At 64.6% G+C, this 22,047-nt stretch carries 18 protein-coding genes; 1 reads left to right on the top strand and 17 read right to left on the bottom strand.

The window, feature by feature from the left end:
- Positions 1-368: 368 nt before the first annotated feature.
- On the bottom strand, positions 369-2,630 hold the full coding sequence (locus KR541_RS00540; RefSeq protein WP_050015840.1) for a primosomal protein N': 2,262 nt from the start codon (positions 2,628-2,630) through the stop codon (positions 369-371).
- 451 nt (positions 2,631-3,081) lie between these two features.
- The gene (hemE, locus tag KR541_RS00535; RefSeq protein ID WP_290369655.1) at positions 3,082-4,176 is read right to left on the bottom strand and encodes a uroporphyrinogen decarboxylase; all 1,095 of its coding nucleotides are present in this window, start codon (positions 4,174-4,176) and stop codon (positions 3,082-3,084) included.
- A 148-nt stretch (positions 4,177-4,324) separates the two neighbouring features.
- On the opposite strand from hemE, the gene KR541_RS00530 reads away from it, so the two are divergent.
- The gene (locus KR541_RS00530; protein ID WP_050015836.1) at positions 4,325-5,143 is read left to right on the top strand and encodes a transporter substrate-binding domain-containing protein; all 819 of its coding nucleotides are present in this window, start codon (positions 4,325-4,327) and stop codon (positions 5,141-5,143) included.
- A 724-nt stretch (positions 5,144-5,867) separates the two neighbouring features.
- Here KR541_RS00530 and KR541_RS00525 read toward each other — a convergent pair.
- The 15 genes from KR541_RS00525 to mnmG all read right to left on the bottom strand — a co-directional run bounded on the left by KR541_RS00525 (position 5,868) and on the right by mnmG (position 21,559).
- On the bottom strand, positions 5,868-7,595 hold the full coding sequence (locus tag KR541_RS00525) for an AMP-binding protein (protein WP_216089308.1): 1,728 nt from the start codon (positions 7,593-7,595) through the stop codon (positions 5,868-5,870).
- A 269-nt stretch (positions 7,596-7,864) separates the two neighbouring features.
- A complete protein-coding gene (locus KR541_RS00520; RefSeq protein WP_006477288.1) occupies positions 7,865-8,290 on the bottom strand; it encodes a F0F1 ATP synthase subunit epsilon in 426 nt (141 codons plus the stop codon).
- Between the two features lie 121 nt (positions 8,291-8,411).
- The gene (atpD, locus tag KR541_RS00515) at positions 8,412-9,806 is read right to left on the bottom strand and encodes a F0F1 ATP synthase subunit beta (RefSeq protein ID WP_031397079.1); all 1,395 of its coding nucleotides are present in this window, start codon (positions 9,804-9,806) and stop codon (positions 8,412-8,414) included.
- 66 nt (positions 9,807-9,872) lie between these two features.
- On the bottom strand, positions 9,873-10,748 hold the full coding sequence (atpG, locus tag KR541_RS00510) for a F0F1 ATP synthase subunit gamma (RefSeq protein WP_034209645.1): 876 nt from the start codon (positions 10,746-10,748) through the stop codon (positions 9,873-9,875).
- A gap of 122 nt (positions 10,749-10,870) precedes the next feature.
- Positions 10,871-12,412, bottom strand: coding sequence for a F0F1 ATP synthase subunit alpha (atpA, locus tag KR541_RS00505; protein ID WP_006756467.1), 1,542 nt, complete (start codon positions 12,410-12,412; stop codon positions 10,871-10,873).
- Positions 12,413-12,456: 44 nt separating this feature from the next.
- Positions 12,457-12,996, bottom strand: a complete 540-nt coding sequence (locus tag KR541_RS00500) for a F0F1 ATP synthase subunit delta (RefSeq protein WP_006477284.1) — start codon at positions 12,994-12,996, stop codon at positions 12,457-12,459.
- Positions 12,997-12,998: 2 nt separating this feature from the next.
- On the bottom strand, positions 12,999-13,469 hold the full coding sequence (locus KR541_RS00495) for a F0F1 ATP synthase subunit B (RefSeq protein WP_006477283.1): 471 nt from the start codon (positions 13,467-13,469) through the stop codon (positions 12,999-13,001).
- A 129-nt stretch (positions 13,470-13,598) separates the two neighbouring features.
- The gene (atpE, locus tag KR541_RS00490) at positions 13,599-13,868 is read right to left on the bottom strand and encodes a F0F1 ATP synthase subunit C (protein WP_006482730.1); all 270 of its coding nucleotides are present in this window, start codon (positions 13,866-13,868) and stop codon (positions 13,599-13,601) included.
- 75 nt (positions 13,869-13,943) lie between these two features.
- Entirely contained in the window at positions 13,944-14,795 is an 852-nt protein-coding gene (atpB, locus tag KR541_RS00485; protein ID WP_050015830.1) for a F0F1 ATP synthase subunit A, read from the bottom strand.
- A 110-nt stretch (positions 14,796-14,905) separates the two neighbouring features.
- The gene (locus KR541_RS00480) at positions 14,906-15,430 is read right to left on the bottom strand and encodes an ATP synthase subunit I (protein ID WP_050015828.1); all 525 of its coding nucleotides are present in this window, start codon (positions 15,428-15,430) and stop codon (positions 14,906-14,908) included.
- Between the two features lie 569 nt (positions 15,431-15,999).
- Positions 16,000-17,130 carry an SLC13 family permease gene (locus tag KR541_RS00475; RefSeq protein WP_050015826.1) on the bottom strand — a complete coding sequence of 377 codons (1,131 nt, stop codon included), beginning with the start codon at positions 17,128-17,130 and terminating at the stop codon, positions 16,000-16,002.
- Positions 17,131-17,140: 10 nt separating this feature from the next.
- Entirely contained in the window at positions 17,141-18,034 is an 894-nt protein-coding gene (locus KR541_RS00470) for a ParB/RepB/Spo0J family partition protein (protein WP_011546803.1), read from the bottom strand.
- A gap of 31 nt (positions 18,035-18,065) precedes the next feature.
- The gene (locus KR541_RS00465; protein ID WP_050015824.1) at positions 18,066-18,845 is read right to left on the bottom strand and encodes a ParA family protein; all 780 of its coding nucleotides are present in this window, start codon (positions 18,843-18,845) and stop codon (positions 18,066-18,068) included.
- Positions 18,846-18,896: 51 nt separating this feature from the next.
- The gene (rsmG, locus tag KR541_RS00460; RefSeq protein ID WP_050015822.1) at positions 18,897-19,583 is read right to left on the bottom strand and encodes a 16S rRNA (guanine(527)-N(7))-methyltransferase RsmG; all 687 of its coding nucleotides are present in this window, start codon (positions 19,581-19,583) and stop codon (positions 18,897-18,899) included.
- Positions 19,580-21,559 (bottom strand): tRNA uridine-5-carboxymethylaminomethyl(34) synthesis enzyme MnmG, encoded by a 1,980-nt coding sequence (gene mnmG, locus KR541_RS00455; protein ID WP_050015820.1) that lies wholly within the window; start codon positions 21,557-21,559, stop codon positions 19,580-19,582. Before mnmG ends, rsmG begins: the two co-directional genes overlap by 4 nt.
- Positions 21,560-22,047 lie beyond the last annotated feature (488 nt).

Raw genomic sequence — 22,047 nt, 5'->3', positions numbered from 1 at the left:
TGCGCCGGTGCGAGCCCGGCAGTATGGTGTGAGAGGATGCGCGAAATCCTACGGCACGCAATAAAAAGGTGCAACCAAATTGAGAGAGGGGTTGCACCCATAAGTTAGTCAATATAATCAGCCACTTATGAGGTTGCAACCTAGGGGTTGCCCGTGGTCGGGGGCTCGGTGTTTTCCCTGATCGGGGCGATTCGGTACGCGTGTGCAACCTTCGGCATGCGCGGAAGCAGTCGAAAACGGGTTGCACTGGGCGGTGTGACGCGGTGGGGTGCGGGCGCCGGGCGCGAGACGGGAGACGATTCGGGCGCGCGGCGGCCCCGGCTTCCCGTATCAGGCAACGCCCCGCGCGACAGCCGCGCGGGCGTCGCTCAGATATCCAGCGGATCGACCTCGACGCTCCACCGCAGCACGCCCTTCAGCGCGCGCAACTCCGGCAACCATGCGCGCAGCGCATGCTGCAGCGCCGCCCGCGATGCGCTTTCGAGGAGCAACTGCGCGCGGTGAACGTTGGCGACCTTCACGATCGTCATCGGCACCGCGTCGTACACGGTCACGCGTTCGGCGCCCGGCAGCCCCGGCAACGCGGCCGCGGCCTGCAGCAGGAACGCGAGCGCCGCGTCGAGCGTACGCCCTTCGGCGCGCAGCAGCGCCTGGTAGACGAACGGCGGCAGGTGCGCGTCGCGACGCTCGCCGAGCTGCGAATTCGCGAAACCGACGTAATCCTGCCGGCCGAGCGCGTGGTACAGCGCGTGACGCGGGTAGCGCGTCTGCACCATCACCTCGCCCGGCAGCCCGGCCCGCCCCGCGCGGCCGCTCACCTGCATCAGCTGCGCGAACAGCCGCTCGCTCGCGCGGAAGTCGTGCGAAAACAGCGCGGTATCGGCATTGAGCACGCCGACGAGCGACACGCGCTGGAAGTCGTGCCCCTTCGCGATCATCTGCGTGCCGACCAGGATGTCGACCTCGCCCGCGTGCACGTCGGAAAAAAGCGCCTGCGCGCTGCCCTTGCGGCGCGTGCTGTCCGCGTCGATCCGCAGGATCCGCGCGCCCGGCACGGTCTCGGCGAGCGCCTCCTCGATGCGCTGCGTGCCGCGCCCGAGCGGCGCGATGTCGACGTTCCCGCACTCGGGACACGACCGCGGAATCCGCGCTTCCCAGCCGCAGTGATGGCAGCGCAGCGCATGCTCGGGCTTGTGCAGCACGACGTACGCGCTGCAGCGCGGGCAACCGGCCACCCAGCCGCATGCGTCGCACGCGAGCTGCGGCGCATAACCGCGCCGGTTCAGGAACACGAGGCTCTGTTCGCCGCGTTCGAGCCGCGCCTTCAGCGCCGCGACGAGCGGCCCCGACAGCCCGCCCATCGATGCGCGCCCGCGCCGCCGTTCCTCTTCGAGATCGATCAGCCGCACGGTCGGCAGCGTCGCGTCGGCCACCGCGCGGCGCGACAGCGTGAGCCGCGTGTAGCGCCCCTGCTCGGCCTGCCACCAGCTTTCGAGCGACGGCGTGGCCGAGCCGAGCACGATAGTGATGCCGAGCTGCTTCGCGCGCCACACCGCCAGGTCACGCGCCGAATAGCGCAATCCTTCCTGCTGCTTGTACGCGGGCTCGTGCTCCTCGTCGACGACGATCAGCGCAAGCGTCGGCATCGACGCGAGCACCGCGAGCCGCGTGCCGAGCACGATCCGCGCGCGGCCCGTGTGCGCGGCGAGCCAGTTGCGCGCTCGCTCGCCTTCGGCAAGCCCGCTGTGCAGCGTGACGATCGCATCGTCGGCGAGCGCGCCCGCGAAGCGCGCGCGAAACGCGGCCTCGAACTGCGGCGTCAGGTTGATTTCCGGCACGAGCACGAGCGCCTGCGCGTCCGGCCGCGCGTCGAGCAGCGACGCGAGCGCATGCAGATAGACCTCGGTCTTGCCGCTGCCCGTCACGCCGTGCAGCAGGAACGGCGCGAAGCCCTGCGCCGCGCGGATCGCGTCGAGCGCCTCGGCCTGCTGGTCGGTCAACGCCGGCGGCACAGCGCGTCCACTGCTTGTCGACAGGTTATCCACAGGGTTGGCCACAGGCGCATCGGCCCAGCCGATCTCTTCGACGTCGACCCAGCCGCGTGCCGCCCAGTCGTCGAGCGTCGCGACAGCCTTCGGATGCAGCGCACGCGCGTCGGGCAGCGTCAACGAACCGGTATCGGCCAGCGCCTGCGCGAGCCGGCGCAGCGCGGCGCCGCGCGCGGGCAATGCGTCGGGCAGCGCCGCGCGGCCGGCTTCGGTCGGCCGGTAGCGCACTTCGGGCGCGAGCAACCGCCCCCAGCGCCCGGCGTCGCGCAGCGCCTGCGGCAGCGCCGGTAACGCGACTTCGCCGCGCCCGCGCTGATAGTAGTCGGCGGCGAACGATACGAGCGCGAGCCAGTCCGCCGACAGCGGCGGCAGCTCCGTGCAGATCGCATCGACCGCGCGCAGCCGCGTCGGCGGTACCTCGGTGTGAGTGGTGACTTCGCAGACGAGCCCGACGGCCTGCCGCTTGCCGAACGGCACCTGCACGAGCGTGCCGGGCACGGGCACCGGCTGCGCGTCGCAGCGGTAGTCGAACAGGGTCGCGAGCGGATGGTCGAGCGCCACGCGCAGGTAGGTGCCGCTCATCCGCGCGCTCCGGCAGCGGCGGTACGCAGCATACGGACGGCCGGCATCCGCGTCCGCATCGCGGCGGCGAACTTAAAGTAAAACGTCAGATTCGGCGCTAAGTTTTGGATTCGCATTAGGAATCGCCGTATACCCTGCCCAGCCTGTGGATAACTTTGTTGAGAACTCGCCGCTCAATGGCCGCAACGCGCGCCGGGCCGTGCTTTCCGCTGTTTTTCGCCGCTTCCGGCGGTGCCCCGCGAAGCCTTATTCCATAAGGCTGCTATTCAAATTACCCAACCATAGCGAGACAAATTGACCGATACGGGGCTCTACCGCGCTGCAACGTGGAAAATGTGTATAAGTCAAGTCTTGACAAGCACCGAATCGGCAACGGGAGCGGGGTTGCGTCCTGTTTAGTTTCAAAAACGAAACATCGTCATCCCGCAGCGCAGCATGACGGCGCTTGCGTTCAGCCCGCCGCTCCGCTACGGATCGCGCGGCTGTGGGTATGGACTTCGTCGACGAGTTCGGCGACGTGATCGGGCGACGTGAATTGCGAAATGCCGTGCCCGAGGTTGAACACGTGGCCCGGATGGTTGCCGTAGCTGTCGAGCACCGCGCGCGCCTGTTCGCGCACCGCGGCCGGCGGCGCAAACAGGATCGTCGGGTCGAGGTTGCCCTGCAGGGCGACGCGCCCCGCGACGCGCTCGCGCGCGGCGCCGAGGTTGACCGTCCAGTCGAGCCCGACCGCGTCGACGCCGGTCGCCGCGATCTCCTCGAGCCACAGCCCGCCGCCCTTCGTGAACGTGATCACCGGCACGCGCTCGCCGTCATGCTCGCGCTTGAGCTGCGACACCACGCGACGGATATAGTCGAGCGAGAAGCGCTGGTACGCGCCGTCGGCCAGCGCGCCGCCCCACGTATCGAAGATCATCACGGCCTGCGCGCCCGCTTCGATCTGTGCGTTCAGGTACGCGGCCACCGCCTGCGCGTTCACGTCGAGGATCCGGTGCATCAGGTCCGGGCGCGAATACGCCATCGACTTCACCGTACGGAAATCGTCCGAGCCGCCGCCTTCGACCATGTAGCACGCGAGCGTCCACGGGCTGCCCGAGAAGCCGATCAGCGGCACGCGCTGCCGGCCCTGGCCGTCGGTGAGCGCGCGGCGGATCTCGCGCACGGCGCCCGTCACGTAGCCGAGCGTCTCCTCGATGTCCGGCACCGCGAGCCTCGCGACGTCGGCCTCGGTGCGCACCGGATGCGCGAACTTCGGCCCTTCGCCGACCTGGAAGTCGAGGCCGAGCCCCATCGCGTCGGGAATCGTCAGGATGTCCGAGAACAGGATCGCGGCGTCGAGCGGAAAGCGCTCGAGCGGCTGCAACGTCACTTCTGTCGCGTAGTCGGGATGCTTCGCGAGACCGAGGAAGCTGCCGGCGCGCGCGCGCGTCGCGTTGTATTCGGGCAGGTAGCGGCCGGCCTGGCGCATCAGCCAGATCGGCGTGTAGTCGGTCGGCTCGCGCAGAAGCGCACGCAGGAAGGTGTCGTTGAGCAGGTTATGGGCCACGGTAGGAGCGACGAAGCGAAGGCAAAGCGGCATTTTACCGGACAGCCGCGATCGGGCTGCGCATGCCGATGCGATGGCGGCCATATGACGCGCGCGATGGCTCCGTTATGATCGGACGCTCATATCGAACGAAACGAAGGAGGAGACGATGAAGACACTCGCCACGCTTGCCGCGCTCGCCACTGCCACCGCGTTTTGCTGCGCTGCCGCGCACGCGCAGGGAGCGGCCACGGCCACGGCCGCGCCCGCGGGCGCTGCGACCGCCGGCTCGCGGCTCGACGACGTGCTCGCGCGCGGCACGCTGCGCGTGTGCACGACGGGCGATTACAAGCCGTATTCGTACTACCGCGCGGACGGCCGCTTCGAGGGCATCGACATCGATATGGCGGAGTCGCTCGCGAAATCGCTCGGCGTGAAGGCGGACTACGTGAAGACGAGCTGGCCGAACCTCACCCACGACTTCGTCGCGAAGTGCGACATCGCGGTGGGCGGCGTGTCGACGACGCTCGAGCGCCAGAAGCGCGTGTTCTTCACGCAGCCGTACGTGGTCGACGGCAAGACGCCGATCGTGCGCTGCGCGGATGCCGACAAGTACCAGACCGTCGCGCAGATCGACCGGCCCGATACGCGCGTGATCGTGAATCCGGGCGGGACCAACGAGCGCTTCGCGAAGCAGTTCTTCGCGCATGCGAACCTGAGCGTCTATCCGGACAACGTGACGATCTTCAAGCAGATCCTCGCGGGCAAGGCTGACGTGATGGTGACGGATGCGTCCGAGACGCTGCTGCAGCAAAAGCTGAATCCGGGCCTCTGCTCGGTGCATCCGGACAAACCGTTCCAGTTCGGCGAGAAGGCGTATATGGTGCCGCGCGGCGACGTCGTGTTCCAGCAATACGTCGACCAGTGGCTGCATCTCGCGCTGTCCACCGGTGAATACCAGGCAATTGCGGACAAGTGGCTGAAGTAGTCGCGAGCGCGTGCGGCCTCGGCGGCCAATAATGGAAATCGTCCCCGTTGTTGCCGCCGACGAAGACTGAAAGCGGTGTGTTCTGCAGCCGGGCCGGCGCCCCGCCGTTACAGATTGCGGTGACGCCGACCGGCGTAAAACCGCGAAAATTGGCCGAATGGCCGACTACCACGTGCGCCGATCACGTTTCAAAATCTTTCTGACGAATGAATCGTCATGCGCGGTATCTATCGCGCGATGCACATTCACGCGTGCAAATGGGCAATTCACTGACGCGAAAACGCAGGAAAAACGCGTGATGCGCATACGATGAAAACTCTGCGGAAAAGACGGGTAAATATGACCTTTTTCAGGACCCCGAAAACAGCAAAAAATCCCGGAAAGCCTTATCTGGCGGGCGTTACAACCTGAAACACTTTGTTACCGCCACGGGTCATTAATTCGCCCACAATGGGCCTCAACGGTTTCAACACGGATGCGGTCTCGTGTGCCAAGTGTGAGCGGACGCGAAGCGCTGCGAGCCAGTCGGTCACGTACCGAAGCCCTTCCGAGGGGCATCCCTGTTGGAGTCGTTTCCGGCCCCCGCCGGATCCGGTTTCATCTTTGGTCTCCTCGCGCTAACCCCGTAGCGTGTGGTTTTTAGCGGGCTAATAAGCCCGCTTTTTTTCGTCCATCGAAAACGTAGCGACCTACAGGCCGCCACGTTTTTTCGCACCGTCTCCCTTCAAGCAGTCTTCTGCACGTCGAGCTTCAGTTCGTCGATCATCCGCTCGCGCATCACGAACTTCTGCACCTTGCCCGTCACCGTCATCGGCAGTTCGTCGACGAAGCGGATATAGCGCGGAATCTTGTAGTGCGCGATCTGCCCGTTGCAGAACGCGCGCACGTCGTCCTCGGTCATCTGCTCGTCCGCGCGCAGCACGATCCACGCGCACAGCTCCTCGCCGTACTTCGCATCGGGCACGCCGAATACCTGCGCGCTCTGGATCTTCGGATGGCGGAACAGGAATTCCTCGATCTCACGCGGATAGACGTTCTCGCCGCCGCGAATCACCATGTCCTTCAGGCGGCCGACGATGTTGCAATAGCCGTCCTCGTCGAGCGTCGCGAGGTCGCCCGTATGCATCCAGCCGTCGACCAGCACCTCGCGCGTCTTCGCGTCGTCATCCCAGTAGCCGAGCATCACCGAATAGCCCTTCGTGCACAGCTCGCCCGTCGCGCCGACCGGCACGATGTTGCCGCTCGGATCGACGATCTTCACTTCGAGATGCGGCTGGATGCGGCCGACCGTCGTCGTGCGCTTTTCCAGCGGATCGTCGGTCGAGCTCTGGAACGACACGGGGCTCGTCTCCGTCATCCCGTACGCGATCGTGATCTCCGACAGATGCATCTGCGCCACCACGCGCTTCATCGTCTCGATCGGGCACGGCGAGCCGGCCATGATCCCGGTGCGCAGCGTCGACAAGTCGAATCTCGCGAATTCCGGATGATCGAGCTCCGCGATGAACATCGTCGGCACGCCATGCAGCGCGGTGCAGCGTTCTTCGGCCACTGCCGCGAGCGTCGCGACCGGATCGAACGCTTCGCCGGGAAACACCATCGCGGCGCCCGTCGACACGCAGGCGAGCACGGCCAGCACCATCCCGAAGCAGTGATAGAGCGGCACCGGGATGCAGAGCGAATCCTGTTCGGTGAAACGCATCGCCATCGCGATCGAGCGCGCGTTGTTGACGACGTTGCGGTGCGAGAGCGTCGCGCCCTTCGGGCTGCCGGTCGTGCCGCTCGTGAACTGGATGTTGATCGGATCGTTGGCCGCGAGCGTCGCGCCGATCGCATCGAGCAGCGCCGGATCGACGGCCCGGCGGCCGCGCGCCATCACGTCCGCGAAGCGGAACATGCCGGCGGGCGCCACCTCGCCCATCGACACGATCGTGCGCAGGCTCGGCACGCGCGCCGCATGCAGGTCGCCCGGCGTCGCGGTCGCGAGCTCCGGCGCGATGGTCTGCAGCATCTCGACGTACGCGGAACTCTTGAAGCGCTCGGCCGCGATCACGGCCTTGCAGCCGACCTTGTTCAGCGCGTATTCGAGCTCCGACAGCCGGTAGGCCGGATTGATGTTGACGAGCACCGCGCCAATCCGCGCGGTCGCGAACTGCGTGAGCAGCCATTCGCTGCGGTTCGGCGACCAGATGCCGACGCAGTCGCCCTTCACGATCCCGAGCGCGGCGAGCCCCGCGGCCAGCACGTCGACCTCGTGTGCGAATTCGCGCCAGGTCCAGCGCACCTGCTGCTCGCGGAACACGACGGCCGGACGGTCGGGAAAGCGGCCGGCCGTGTCGAGCAGGAACCGGCTGATCGTCGCGTCGGATAGCGGCACGTCGGTCGCGCCGCGCACGTAGGACAGTCCGTTTTCGGGCGCGATCAGCGCCCCCTTGCCAAGGTCTGCTGCCATCGATGTCTCCGTCCGTTTTTGTCTGATCGGCCCGCGCGCGTGCTGCGCCTGCCTGCTGCGCGCGCGCCTCCGCCGCGACGATCGCGACGGACGGCCTCAGCGCGGATGATGCCGCGCTCCGCTGACGACACTCTGACATCGAATCGCGGCGGGCGGGTGAAATAGCACGACCGGACGATACGATCCGGCCCGCAAAAAGACAGACGAAAAAGCCGGGCGAAAAAAAGCAGCCCGAAGGCTGCTTTCTTTCGCGGGATACGCGGCGCGGCTCAGTGCCGGCTGCGGATCTTCGCCAGACGCTGGATCGCCTCGAGCTGCGCCATCGCGGTCGCGAGCTCGGATTGCGCTTTCGCGAGGTCGAGATCCGACTTCGCGTTCTGCAGCGTTTCCTCGGCGCGCTTGCGCGCTTCCTCGGCTTTCGCCGCGTCGAGGTCCTTGCCGCGGATCGCGGTATCGGCGAGCACCGTCACGGCGCCCGGCTGCACTTCGAGAATGCCGCCCGCGACGAACACGAATTCGTCGTTGCCGCCCTCGACCTCGATGCGCACCGCACCCGGACGAATCCGCGTGATCAGCGGCGTGTGACCCGGCAGAATACCCAGCTCACCCGTTTCGCCCGGCAGCGCGACGAATTTCGCCTCGCCCGAGAAGATCTGCTCTTCCGCGCTGACGACGTCTACTTTGATGGTTGCCATATCGACTCCAATCTCATCCACAGGTTGAGCGTATTGCGGCCGACGCGGGCGGCCGGCATACAAGTCATCGCTGACTCATTGCTCCGGCCGGCACACGCCGGCTTGCGCCCCACTCAAGCCCTTACTGGATCTTCTTGGCCTTTTCGAAGGCTTCGTCGATCGTGCCGACCATGTAGAACGCCTGTTCCGGCAGGTGGTCGCACTCGCCGTCGACGATCATCTTGAAGCCACGGATCGTTTCCTTCAGCGGTACGTACTTGCCCGGCGAGCCCGTGAACACTTCAGCGACGTGGAACGGCTGCGACAGGAAACGCTGGATCTTACGTGCACGTGCGACCGACAGCTTGTCTTCCGGCGACAGTTCGTCCATGCCCAGAATCGCGATGATGTCGCGCAGTTCCTTGTAGCGCTGCAGCGTCTGCTGAACGCGACGGGTGATCGAGTAGTGCTCTTCACCGATCACGTTCGGGTCGATCTGGCGCGACGTCGAGTCGAGCGGGTCGACCGCCGGGTAGATGCCCAGCGAAGCGATGTCACGCGACAGAACGACGGTTGCGTCAAGGTGGCCGAAGGTGGTCGCCGGCGACGGGTCGGTCAAGTCGTCCGCAGGGACGTACACGGCCTGAACCGACGTAATCGAGCCCTTCTTGGTCGACGTGATGCGCTCTTGCAGCTTGCCCATTTCTTCAGCCAGCGTCGGCTGATAGCCCACTGCCGACGGCATACGGCCGAGCAGTGCCGACACTTCGGTACCGGCCAGCGTGAAACGGTAGATGTTGTCGACGAAGAACAGCACGTCGAGGCCTTCGTCACGGAAGTGCTCGGCCATCGTCAGGCCGGTCAGCGCGACGCGCAGACGGTTGCCCGGCGGCTCGTTCATCTGGCCGTACACCAGCGCGACCTTGTCGAGAACGTTCGAGTCCTTCATTTCGTGGTAGAAGTCGTTCCCTTCACGGGTACGCTCGCCCACGCCCGCGAACACGGAGTAACCGCCGTGTTCCTTCGCGATGTTGTTGATGAGCTCCATCATGTTGACGGTCTTGCCCACGCCGGCACCGCCGAACAGGCCAACCTTGCCGCCCTTCGCGAACGGGCAGATCAGGTCGATGACCTTGATACCCGTTTCGAGCAGTTCGGTCGACGGCGACAGTTCGTCGAACGCCGGCGCCTTCTGGTGGATCGAACGCGTCGTTTCGCTTTCGATCGGGCCGGCTTCGTCGATCGGACGGCCGAGCACGTCCATGATACGGCCGAGGGTCGGCTTGCCGACCGGCACCGAGATCGGCTTCGCCGTGTTCTTCACGGTCAGGCCGCGGCGCAGGCCGTCGGATGCACCCAGACAAATGGTACGGACCACGCCGTCGCCCAGCTGTTGCTGGACTTCGAGCGTCAGTTCCGAGCCATCGAGAATGAGCGCGTCGTAGATCTTCGGCATGCTGTCGCGCGGGAATTCCACGTCGATAACGGCGCCGATGCACTGTACGATCTTGCCTTCTACCAAAGCAGCAGTACTCATCGCTTTTCCTTTAAATACCTGATTCTTTACTCGCGCAAAGGCGCAGTTGTCGTCCCGGGCGCACGCTTAAACAGCGGCTGCGCCGCCGACGATCTCCGACAGTTCTTTCGTGATCGCGGCCTGACGGCTCTTGTTGTATACGAGCTGCAGTTCGCTGATCACCGTCTTCGCGTTGTCGGACGCGGCCTTCATCGCGACCATGCGCGCCGATTGCTCGGACGCCATGTTTTCCGCGACGGCCTGGTACACCAGCGCCTCGACGTAACGCACGAGCAGTTCGTCGACGACTGCCTGCGCGTCCGGCTCGTAGATGTAGTCCCACGACGTCGCCGGCGTACCGTCATCGGCTTCGAAGTGTTCCGACGACAGCGGCAGCAGCTGCTCGATCACGGCTTCCTGCTTCATCGTGTTGACGAAGCGCGTGTAAGCGATATAAACCGCCGACAGCTTGCCTTCCGAGTACAGATCGAGCTGCGTCTTCACGGCGCCGATCAGCTTGTCCAGGTGCGGGGTGTCGCCGAGGTGCACGACCTGCGACATCACCTTCGCGCCGAAGCGGTTCAGGAACCCGAGGCCCTTGCCGCCGATCGCGGTGGCTTCGACCTTCTGGCCCTTCTCTTCCAGCTCCTTGAACTTCTGCACCGTCGCACGCAGCACGTTGGTGTTCAGACCACCGCACAGACCCTTGTCCGTCGTGACGAGGATGATGCCGGCCGTCTGCGCGCCGTCGTTCGCCACCATGAACGGGTGGCGGTACTCGGGGTTCGCACGGCTCATGTGCGCGGCGATGGCACGGACCTTGTCTGCATACGGACGAGCAGCGCGCATGCGTTCCTGCGCGCGACGCATCTTCGATGCAGCCACCATCTCCATCGCCTTCGTGATCTTGCGCGTGTTCTGCACGCTCTTGATCTTGCCGCGAATTTCCTTCATTCCAGCCATAGCTTGCTCCTTTGCGCCCCGAGTTAGCGCTTGAGCGCTTTACTCGGGGCTCATGCCTCGCTCACCGAAGCGGCGCGGGCGCATCATGCGCGCCCGCGCGGCCTCGGTGTGTCACTCGCGGATCAATAGGCACCGGACTTCTTGAAGGATTCGATCGCCGCGCGCAGCGCGCCTTCGTCGTCCTTCGAGAGATCCTTGGTGTCTTCGATGCGCTTGATGAGGTCAGCGTGGCTGGTCTTCAGGTTGTCGCGCAGGCCCTTCTCGAACGACAGCACTTGCTTGACGTCGAGATCGTCGAGGTAGCCGTTGTTCGCGGCGTACAGCGACACGGCCAGTTCCCAGACCTGCAGCGGCTGGTACTGCGGTTGCTTCAGCAGTTCCGTCACGCGGCGGCCGCGCTCGAGCTGCTTGCGGGTCGCTTCGTCGAGGTCCGATGCGAACTGCGCGAATGCGGCCAGTTCACGGTACTGCGCGAGGTCGGTACGGATACCGCCCGACAGCTTCTTCACGACCTTCGTCTGAGCGGCGCCACCGACGCGCGACACCGACACGCCGGCGTTGATTGCCGGGCGGATACCTGCGTTGAACAGGTCGGTTTCCAGGAAGATCTGGCCGTCGGTAATCGAGATCACGTTCGTCGGAACGAACGCGGTCACGTCGCCAGCCTGCGTTTCGATGACCGGCAGTGCCGTCAGCGAGCCGCTCTTGCCCTTCACTTCGCCGTTCGTGAACTTCTCGACGTACTCTTCCGACACGCGAGCCGCACGCTCGAGCAGACGCGAGTGCAGATAGAACACGTCGCCCGGGTACGCTTCACGGCCCGGCGGGCGGCGCAGCAGCAGCGAGATCTGACGGTATGCCCAAGCCTGCTTGGTCAAGTCGTCATAGATGATCAGCGCGTCTTGGCCGCGGTCGCGGAAGTATTCGCCCATCGTGCAGCCGGCGTACGGCGCCAGGTACTGCATCGCAGCCGAATCCGATGCCGAAGCGGCGACGACGATCGTGTATTCCATCGCGCCCGTTTCTTCGAGCTTGCGAACCACGTTCATGATCGACGAAGCCTTCTGGCCGATCGCGACGTAGATACAGATCAGGTCCTTGCCCTTCTGGTTGATGATCGCGTCGAGCGCCACCGCGGTCTTGCCGCACTGACGGTCGCCGATGATCAGCTCGCGCTGGCCACGGCCGATCGGCACCATCGCGTCGATCGACTTGATGCCCGTCTGCACCGGCTGCGACACCGACTTACGCCAGATCACGCCCGGGGCGATCTTTTCGATCGCGTCGGTCAGCTTCGCGTTGACCGGGCCCTTGCCGTCGATCGGGTTGCCGAGCGCGTCGACCACGCGGCCGACGAGTTCCGGACCAACCGGGACTTCGAGAATGCGGCCCGTCGTCTTGACGATGTCGCCTTCCGAGATGTGTTCGTATTCGCCGAGAATCACCGCGCCGACCGAGTCGCGCTCGAGGTTCAGCGCGAGACCGAACGTGTTGCCCGGAAACTCGAGCATTTCGCCCTGCATCACGTCCGACAGGCCGTGGATACGCACGATACCGTCGGTCACGGAGATCACGGTGCCCTGGTTGCGAACGTCTGCGCTCGCTTCAAGGCCCTGGATCCGGCTCTTGATCAGCTCGCTGATCTCAGAGGGATTGAGTTGCATTATTCGCTCCTGATAGTCAATTCTGTTGCGTGCCGGCGTGGCGCTCAGGCGGTCAAGGCAGCCTGCATCGATGCGAGACGCGCGCGAACCGAGGTGTCGAGCACTTCGTCGCCGACCGTCACGCGCACGCCGCCGATCAGCGACGAATCGACTTCGACCGTCGGTTTCAGCTTGCGCTTGAACTTGCGTTCGAGGCCCGAGACGAGACTGTCGAGATCCGCGCCGTTCAGCGGGAACGCGCTCACGATCTCGGCGTCGGCTGCACCTTCACGTTCGTTCTTGAGCGCCTCGAACTGCTCGGCAATTTCCGGCAGCAGCGCGATGCGATGATTGTCGACCAGCATCTGCACGAAGTTCTTCGCTTCGGCGCCGGCCGCGACGGGCGACTTCACCGCAGCAAGCAGCAGCTCGGCTACTTGCGTGCGCGTCACCTTCGGGCTCGACGCGACCGACAGCACTTCCGGCAGACGCGCAACCTGGGCCAGCTCTTGCACGAGCGTGGACCAGGCGGCGATGTCACCGCCCTCGGCCACGCGGAACAGCGCTTCTGCGTAAGGGCGGGCGATGGTTGCAAGTTCGGCCATGATCAGAGCTCGGCTTTCAGTTGATTCAGCAGTTGGGCGTGGGCCGTTTGATCGACTTCGCGCTTCAGGATCTGCTCGGCGCCCTTCACGGCCAGCGCGGCGACTTCGCCACGCAGCGCTTCGCGCGCCTTCACGATTTGCTGTTCTGCTTCCGCCTTCGCCTGGGCGACGATGCGGGCGGCTTCAGCCTGGGCGTTGGCCTTGATTTCCTCGGCGACCGCCTGCGCACGCTTTTCAGCGTCGGCGATGCGCTGCTGGCCGTCGTTGCGGGCCTGCGCGAGTTCCTGGTCCACGCGCTTGTGCGCTGCGTCGAGTTCCGCCTTGCCCTTCTCCGCGGCGGCGAGGCCGTCGGCGATCTTCTTCGAACGTTCGTCGAGGGCGTTGATCAACGGCGGCCACACGAATTTCATCGTGAACCACGCGAGGACCAGGAACACGACCATTTGCGCAAACAGAGTTGCGTTGAGATTCACGGTGTTTCCTTATCTGCTATTCCGGAAAAATGAAACGGTAAGGCGCTCATCGAGTTGCATTCGATCAGCGCCCCAAGTCTCCGTTCCGCCCTGCGCCGGCTCGCGCCGGACGCATATTTCCGAGGAACCTTAGCCTGCGAGCTTCGACAGGAGCGGGTTCGCGAACGCGAACAGCATTGCGACACCAACGCCGATCAGGAATGCAGCGTCGATCAGACCAGCCAGCAGGAACATCTTCGTTTGCAGCGGGTTGATGAGTTCCGGCTGACGTGCGCAGGCTTCGATGTACTTGCCACCCATCAGCGCGATACCGATACAGGCGCCGATTGCACCCAGGCCGATGATGATGCCGATACCGATGGCGGTCAGACCCTGGATGTTGGCGATGTAAGCTTGCATGATCACTCCTTTGTGAAAAGACTTGGAACTGAGATTTAAAAAACTAAAACGAAGACTCTTTGTTGCACGCCGCGCTTAGTGCGTGTCGTGCGCCTGGCCGAGATACACCAGCGTCAGCATCATGAAAATGAATGCCTGCAACAGAACAATCAGGATGTGGAAGATTGCCCAGACGCTACCCGCGATCACATGACCAACGAAGCCGAGGAACGTTGCGTCGCCACCGAAGCTCCACATACTGCCGAGCAGGGCGATCAACAGGAACAACAGCTCACCCGCGTACATGTTGCCGAACAGCCGCATGCCGAGGGAGACGGTCTTTGCGAGGTATTCGACGATGTTCAACGCGAGGTTCGGAATCCACAGCAGCGGGTGGGCGCCGAACGGCGCCGACAGCAGCTCATGCACAAAGCCGCCCGCGCCCTTGATCTTGATGCTGTAGTAGATCATCAGGACGAACACGCCGAGCGCGATGCCGAGCGTGCCGTTCAGGTCGGCCGTCGGGACGATGCGATGGTGGGAAATCACGTCCGACAGACCGAGCAGGCCGATCACGCGGCCCGGCAGGTCGACCGGGAGGAAGTCGAGGGAGTTCATCAGCGCGACCCACACGAACACCGTGAGGGCGAGCGGCGCGATGAAGGTGCGATTGCCGTGGACGATGGCCTTCGACTGGTCTTCGACCATTTCGACGAGCATCTCGATCGCGCACTGGAAACGGCCCGGCACGCCCGACGTCGCCTTGCGGGCGGCCAGACGCAGCAGGAGGATCGTCACGATGCCGCATACGATCGACCAGAACAGCGTGTCGATATTCCAGACGTGAATATCGAAAATCGACGTCTGATGCGAGGTGGAGAAATTCTGCAAGTGGTGCGCAATGTACTCGGACGGATCCGGACCGCGCGTGCCTTCGCTAGCTGCCATATCGTTAATGCCACCCAAATTGTCGAAAATCGTTTTGCCCCGTTCCGCAACACGCTATTGCGGGAACGGGCCGGTACGGTTCGTTGTCGAAACCGCACGCTGCTTGTTCTTTACCGCCAGGCCAGCGCGATCCAGTACGTCTTCAGCACGACGAGGTACGTGACGAGGAACGGCACCCAGTGCACGCCGGCCCAGCCGAACGCCACCGCGGTGAACATCCCGATCGTCAGAGCGAGTTTCAGGGCTTCGCCCATCACCCAGCTCATCACGGTGGCCGAGCCACCTGCCTTCAGTCGTGCCACGAATACCGCACTGGGCACCCAGCCGATCGCTCCGCCCAGAAACGCGGATTGCGCAGCGGCGCCCGGCGACTTCGAAAACAGCCACCACGCCAGCGTTGCAACCAGGGACAGGACCACTTGCGCGAACACCACCTTGTAGGGGGTCACGCGCGAGGGCTTGCTCACGTTCGGGCCAAACAGCCTTTCGGCCTCGGCCCGCGTCAGCGGAACGATGTTGTTATCTTGCTGCTCGACATCCCAGTCGTCGTCGGATTCACGCCGCTCGCCGGCCGCCGAAGCGGTGCGTTGCGTGCGCTGATCATCGTGCCTGTCGTCCGGCGCCTGACCCGCCATCGCAATCTTCCGCTGAAATCCTTGAACCCGACCCCAAGCTTTCTGAAAGCTTTCAGGGGTGCCTAGCTAACAAATCCGGGCGATTGTAAGCGATAGTTGCAAGTGATTCAAGGCTTTAGACGCGACAAAAACCTGCATAAAACGACGCCTCATGATGTGAAAAAACGCCCGATTCGACGACGTACGATGACAGTTGTAAGGTCGGTTTCCTGCACCGGTATTTCGTGCGCAAAAAACTCCGGTGACGGGGGTAAATGGCGGGGAAACGATGCGCGGGGCGGGTCAGGCGGAAGCGGTGCGATCGCCGCACGGAATTCGCTGCAATGCAGCCATTGGAAACGACTCGGCGCGACGCGCCCGAATCAGCCACGCGCGAGAACCGAACAGCGCGCGCGACGCGAGAAATTCGACCGGATGTTCGCGCATCGATTCATCCAGTCAGTTGTCGCGCCGCCACAGATGTTCGACTGTGGATTGCAACACTTATCCACAATGCTCGATCACGATGGACGCTGTGCGCCCTGCCCGCGACCCGAACGGCACACCTGCGCCGCACGCACCGGCCTCGCTCAACCGTGCATGAGCAGCCACGCGCCGAGCGCCGCGCTCACCAGCGCGAACGGAATAGACACGACGTGGAACGGCAGCCACATGCGCGGCTCCTTCGCGAGACGCACCGCGATCAGGTTCGCGAGCGAACCGATCGCGAAACCGAAGCCACCGACCGATACGCCGAAGGCAAGCGCGCGCCAGTCGCGCGTGAACTCCGAGAGCAGGATCGCGGCCGGCACGTTGCTGATCACCTGCGACAGCACGGCGCCAGCGGCATAGACGCGCAGCGGCGAATCGAGTTGCGCGTGCGCGATCGCGTCGTGCACGACGGGCAGCGCGGCCGCGCTGCGCAGCACGACGAACATCAGCACGAAGATCAGCAGCAGCAGCCAGTCGATCTTCAGGACTGCGTCGCGTTTGACGGCGAGCAGCACGATCGCGACCCCGACGAGGCCCGGCAGCGGATGGTGCGCATCGGCGAGCAGCACGAATGCGGCGAACAGCACCGCCGCGATCAGCGCGTGCATGCGTTGTACGGGAAAGGCCGCGGCGTCGCCGGACAGGTCGAGCGGCTTCGCGCGGAACATCAACGCGGTCAGCACGAGCAGCAGCGCCATTAGCGCGACGGCGAGCGGCCCGAGCGTGACCACGAAGCGGCCGAACGACACGCCGCTCAATTGCCACAGGAAAAGATTCTGCGGATTGCCGAGCGGCGTCGCGACGGACCCCGCATTGACCGCCAGCGCGACGACGATCACGAGCCGCCGGAACGGCAGCGGCGTCAGCGCGCGCAGCGACACCATCAACGGCACGACGACGAACAGCGCGACGTCGTTGGTGAGCCACATCGACAATACCGCGGCGAAGCCGACGAGCAGCATCGCGAGCCCGCGCTCGGAATGCACGTGATGCACGATGCGATGCGCGAGCCACATCAGGCAGCCGGACAGCTCGAGCGCCTTCGTCAACATCAGCAGGCCCGCGAGCGTCGCGACCGTCTGCCAGTCGACGCGATCGGCGAGTACCGAAAATGGTTGCGGACGCACCCATTGCAGCACGATCAGCCCCAGCGCGAGCACCGATAGTACCGGTTCCTGCGCAAGCCAGCCGAGCCACCGGCGCGGCGGCGGTGCGCCCGTTTCCTGCATACCTGCCCCGTTATTCTTCTGTTGCGACGTTGCCGCGCAGTCGCGCGAGAATGCCCTCGAGTGCATCGAGGTTGCCGAAGTCGATCAGCACCTGCCCTCGCCCGCGGCGGCCGAGCTTGATCTTCACCGTCGACGCGAGCAGGTCCGACAACTCCTCTTCGAGGCGACGCGTATCGCGACCGCCATCGTCCTTCGCACGCGCCTTCACGGCGGGGGCTTCCTTCGTCGTGTGCGAGACGAGCTTCTCGGTCTCGCGCACCGACATGCGCTTGTTGACCACCTGATGCGCGAGCGTGATCTGCGTGGCCGCATCGACCGCGAGCAGCGCCCGTGCGTGCCCCATGTCGAGATCGCCGGCCAGCAGCATCGTCTGCACCGGCGACGCGAGGTTCAGCAGGCGCAACAGGTTCGACACCGCGCTGCGCGAACGGCCGACCGATTCGGCCGCCTGTTCGTGCGTGAAACCGAACTCGTCGAGCAGACGCTGGATGCCGTGCGCCTCTTCGAGCGGATTCAGGTCCTCGCGCTGGATGTTCTCGATCAGCGCCATCGCGGCGGCGGCCTGATCGGATACGTCCTTCACGAGCACCGGCACTTCATCGAGGCCGGCCAGGCGCGCCGCGCGGAACCGCCGCTCGCCCGCGATGATCTCGTATTTGTCTGACGAAATGGGCCGTACCAGGATCGGCTGCATCACGCCCTGCGCGCGAATGCTTGCCGCGAGTTCCTGCAGGCTGCCCTCGTCCATCCGCGTGCGCGGCTGGTACTTGCCGGCTTGCAGCTTGCCGAGCGCGAGCGTGTTCGGTGCGCCTTCGATCTTCACCGCTTCGGTGATATCGGCGCTGCCGCCGAGCAGCGCTTCGAGGCCACGTCCCAAGCCCTTCTTCTTTGGTACCGCGTTCATGTCTTTCTTCCTCGCTTCGCTCATGTCCGGATCACGACACCTCGAACGCGCGCACGCGCTCGATCATCTCGGCACCGAACTGGATATACGCCTGCGCACCACGCGAGCTGCGATCGAACACGACGCCCGGCAACCCGTAACTCGGCGCTTCGGCGAGGCGCACGTTGCGCGGAATCACCGCGTCGAACACCTTGTCGCCGAAGTGCGCTTTCAGTTGATCGGAGACTTGCTGCTGCAGCGTGATGCGCGGATCGAACATCACGCGCAGCAAGCCGATGATCTTCAGGTCGCGGTTCATGTTCGCGTGAACCTGCTTGATCGTGTTGACGAGGTCCGACAACCCTTCCAGCGCAAAGTACTCGCACTGCATCGGAATCACGACGCCATGCGCCGCGCACAGGCCGTTCAGCGTCAGCAGCGACAGCGTCGGCGGGCAATCGATCAGCACGAAATCGTAGTCGTCGGCCACGTGCTCGAGCGCGGCCTTCAGGCGACGCTCGCGGTTGTCGATGCTGATCAGTTCGATCTCGGCGCCGGACAGCTCGCGGTTCGCGGGAAGCACGTCGTAGGTGACGCCTTCCGGACGCACGCGCGCGTCGGTGACCGACACGCCGTCGACCAGCACTTCGTACACGGTCGCTTCGCAGGCGGCCTTGTCGATCCCGCTGCCCATCGTCGCGTTGCCCTGCGGGTCGAGATCGATCAACAGGACTCGTTGCTCCTGCGCTGCAAGGCTTGCGGCGAGATTGACCGATGTCGTCGTCTTGCCGACGCCCCCCTTCTGGTTCGCAACGCAGAAGATCTTTGCCATCGTTGGTGTGTTCCCTTTACCTTCAAACAAACGGCGCGCTACCGCGCGCCTTCAATTCGCGTCGTCGACGGCCACTTCGAACAGATGCCGCTCCGCATCGAGCATCGGCACCGCCAGCCGGATCGTCTGCTTCACGCGGCTGCCTTCCGGCAACCGCGCAATCTCGTCGTCCGGATGAACGCCCTTCATCGCCCAGATCGATCCGCCCGGCGCAACCAGATGTCGAGCAAGTTTAACGAAGTCGGACAGGTCCGCGAAAGCGCGGGATACGATCATGTCGAATTTTTCCGGGACTTCGACACCCGGCTGCAGCGATTCGACCCGGCCGGTCACGACCGACAGGTTCGCGAGCTTCAGTTCCGCGCGCATCTGCGTCTGGAACGCCGATTTCTTCTGCACGATGTCGTTCAGCGTGACCTGCCAGCCCGGCTCGACGATCGCCAGCACGATACCGGGCAGCCCGCCGCCCGAGCCGACGTCGAGCACGCGCGCCGACGTACGGCCGCGCAGATGCGGGACGATCGAAAGCGAATCGAGGATGTGCTGGATCAGCATCTGCTTCGGGTCGCGGATCGCGGTCAGGTTGTAGACCGCATTCCACTTGCCGAGTAGCGCGACGTAGTCCAGCAGCTGGTTGCGCTGCGTATCCGTCAGCGTGAGGTCGAGCGCCGCCGTGCCTTCGACGAGCATCCCCTCCAGTACGTCCCGATTAACCGCCGGCGCGCGACGCGCCGTCATTGTTGCGTCGGGACAGTGCCGTCCCCCTGCTCCGCGGCCGCGGCGGCCTCTGCGGCCGTACCATTACGGCGGCCCAGGCCGCGACGCTTCAGATGCACCATCAGCAGCGAGATTGCCGCCGGCGTGACGCCCGAGATGCGGGACGCCTGCCCGATCGTTTCCGGCCGGAACTCGTTGAGCTTCTGGCTCACCTCGAACGACAGGCCGCGAACCTCGCGGTAATCGATACCGTCCGGCAGGCGCGTGTTTTCGTTCGCGTCGTTGCGCTCGATCTCCGACGCCTGGCGCTCGATATAGCCCTGATACTTGATACCGATCTCGACCTGCTCCTTGATCTGCTCGAGCAGCACCGGATCGTCGGTCAACGGCTCTGCGGGGCCGCACTCGCCGCCCTTCAGCCCGCACACGCCGTCGTAGCTCACGCCGGGGCGGCGCAGCAGCTCGGCGAGGCTGTATTCGTGGTCGATCGCCTTGCCGAGCAGCGCGGTCGCCTCTTCGGCAGGCAGCGTCTTCGGCGTAACCCACGTCGACTTCAGGCGTTCGGTTTCACGTGAAACAGCGTCGCGCTTCCGGCTGAAGGCATCCCAACGTGCATCGTCCACCAGCCCAAGCTCGCGGCCGATCTCGGTCAGGCGCATGTCGGCGTTGTCTTCGCGCAGGCTCAGGCGATACTCGGCCCGGCTCGTGAACATCCGGTACGGCTCCGCCACGCCGCGCGTGACGAGATCGTCGACCAGCACGCCCAGATATGCCTGGTCGCGACGCGGGCACCACGCATCCTTTTCCTGCACGTAGCGGCCCGCATTGAGACCAGCCAGCAGACCCTGCGCAGCCGCTTCTTCGTAGCCGGTCGTCCCGTTGATCTGACCCGCAAAGAACAGTCCGTTGATCGCCTTCGTCTCGAGCGACGCTTTCAACGCACGCGGGTCGAAATAGTCGTACTCGATCGCGTAACCGGGGCGCAGGATGTGCGCATTCTCGAGGCCGCGCATCGAATGCACGAGCTCGAGCTGCACGTCGAACGGCAGGCTCGTCGAAATCCCGTTCGGGTAGAACTCGTTAGTCGTCAGCCCTTCCGGCTCGAGGAAGATCTGGTGCGATTCCTTCGATGCGAACCGGTGGATCTTGTCCTCGATCGACGGGCAATAGCGCGGCCCGACGCCTTCGATCACGCCTGTATACATAGGCGAACGGTCGAGACCGCCGCGAATGATGTCGTGCGTGCGCTCGTTCGTGTGCGTGACCCAGCACGGCAGCTGCTGCGGATGCTGCTCCGCGCGGCCCAGGAACGAGAACACGGGAATCGGATCGAGGTCGCCCGGCTGCTCGTCGAGCTTCGAGAAGTCGATCGTGCGGCCGTCGATACGCGGCGGCGTACCGGTCTTCAGCCGGCCCTGCGGCAGCTTCAGCTCCTTCAGGCGCGACGACAGCGACACGGCCGCCGGATCGCCCGCGCGACCGCCCGTGTAGTTGTTCAGGCCGACGTGGATCTTGCCGTCGAGGAACGTACCGGCCGTCAGCACGACCGCGCGAGCGCGGAAGCGGATGCCGATCTGCGTGACGGCGCCGACCACGCGGTCGCCTTCGACCATCAGATCGTCGACGGCCTGCTGGAACAGCCACAGGTTCGGCTGATTTTCGAGCCGGTGGCGGATCGCGGCCTTGTACAGGATGCGATCGGCCTGCGCACGCGTCGCGCGCACAGCCGGCCCCTTCGACGAATTGAGGATCCGGAACTGAATACCGCTTTCGTCCGTCGCGGCGGCCATTGCGCCGCCCAACGCGTCGACTTCCTTGACCAGATGGCCCTTGCCAATGCCGCCGATCGACGGATTGCAGCTCATCTGCCCAAGCGTTTCGATGTTGTGGGTCAGCAGCAGTGTCTTTGCGCCCATACGGGCGGACGCCAGCGCGGCTTCCGTGCCGGCATGGCCGCCACCGACGACGATGACGTCAAATTCTGTGGGAAAAAGCATGGTGGATTCCGTACGCGGAACTGCGTACGAACCTATCTGAGAAATGTATGGGCCGAATTATAGCGGGTTCGCTTTTCGCCCGAAGGCCGTCCGAATGGTAGGGTCTGTGCATTTCGGCGATTTTTTAGTCGGGAACACGCAAATTTGCCGCGCCGGGGCTGTCTCAGCGTTGTCGGTGAGCGATTCAACGCACATCTTCGGGCCTGTGCAAAGCATGTACGGAACCCCGAACTCCCCGATGTCTGTGGCCAGCGCAACACTTCGAACCCGTGGCCGTGCGCCCTCCGCCACACAGCATTTCCGCCGGTTGTCCCGGCACTTGTCCACTGAAGTGCAGCATGGTCGACCTGTGGAACCAGCCTGCGCGGCACCGCACAGCGCTTCCCACTGTTCCCGCACGACTTATCCCCGGCCTTGAACCGTGGACGCGAAAACTGCACCCGGCTCACAAACAAAAACGGCGTGTTTCACGTGAAACACGCCGCCCG

Source organism: Burkholderia sola, assembly GCF_905400185.1.
In the GTDB taxonomy this organism is placed as follows: Bacteria; Pseudomonadota; Gammaproteobacteria; order Burkholderiales; family Burkholderiaceae; genus Burkholderia; species Burkholderia sola.
This window is presented reverse-complemented; position numbering and strand designations above follow the sequence as displayed.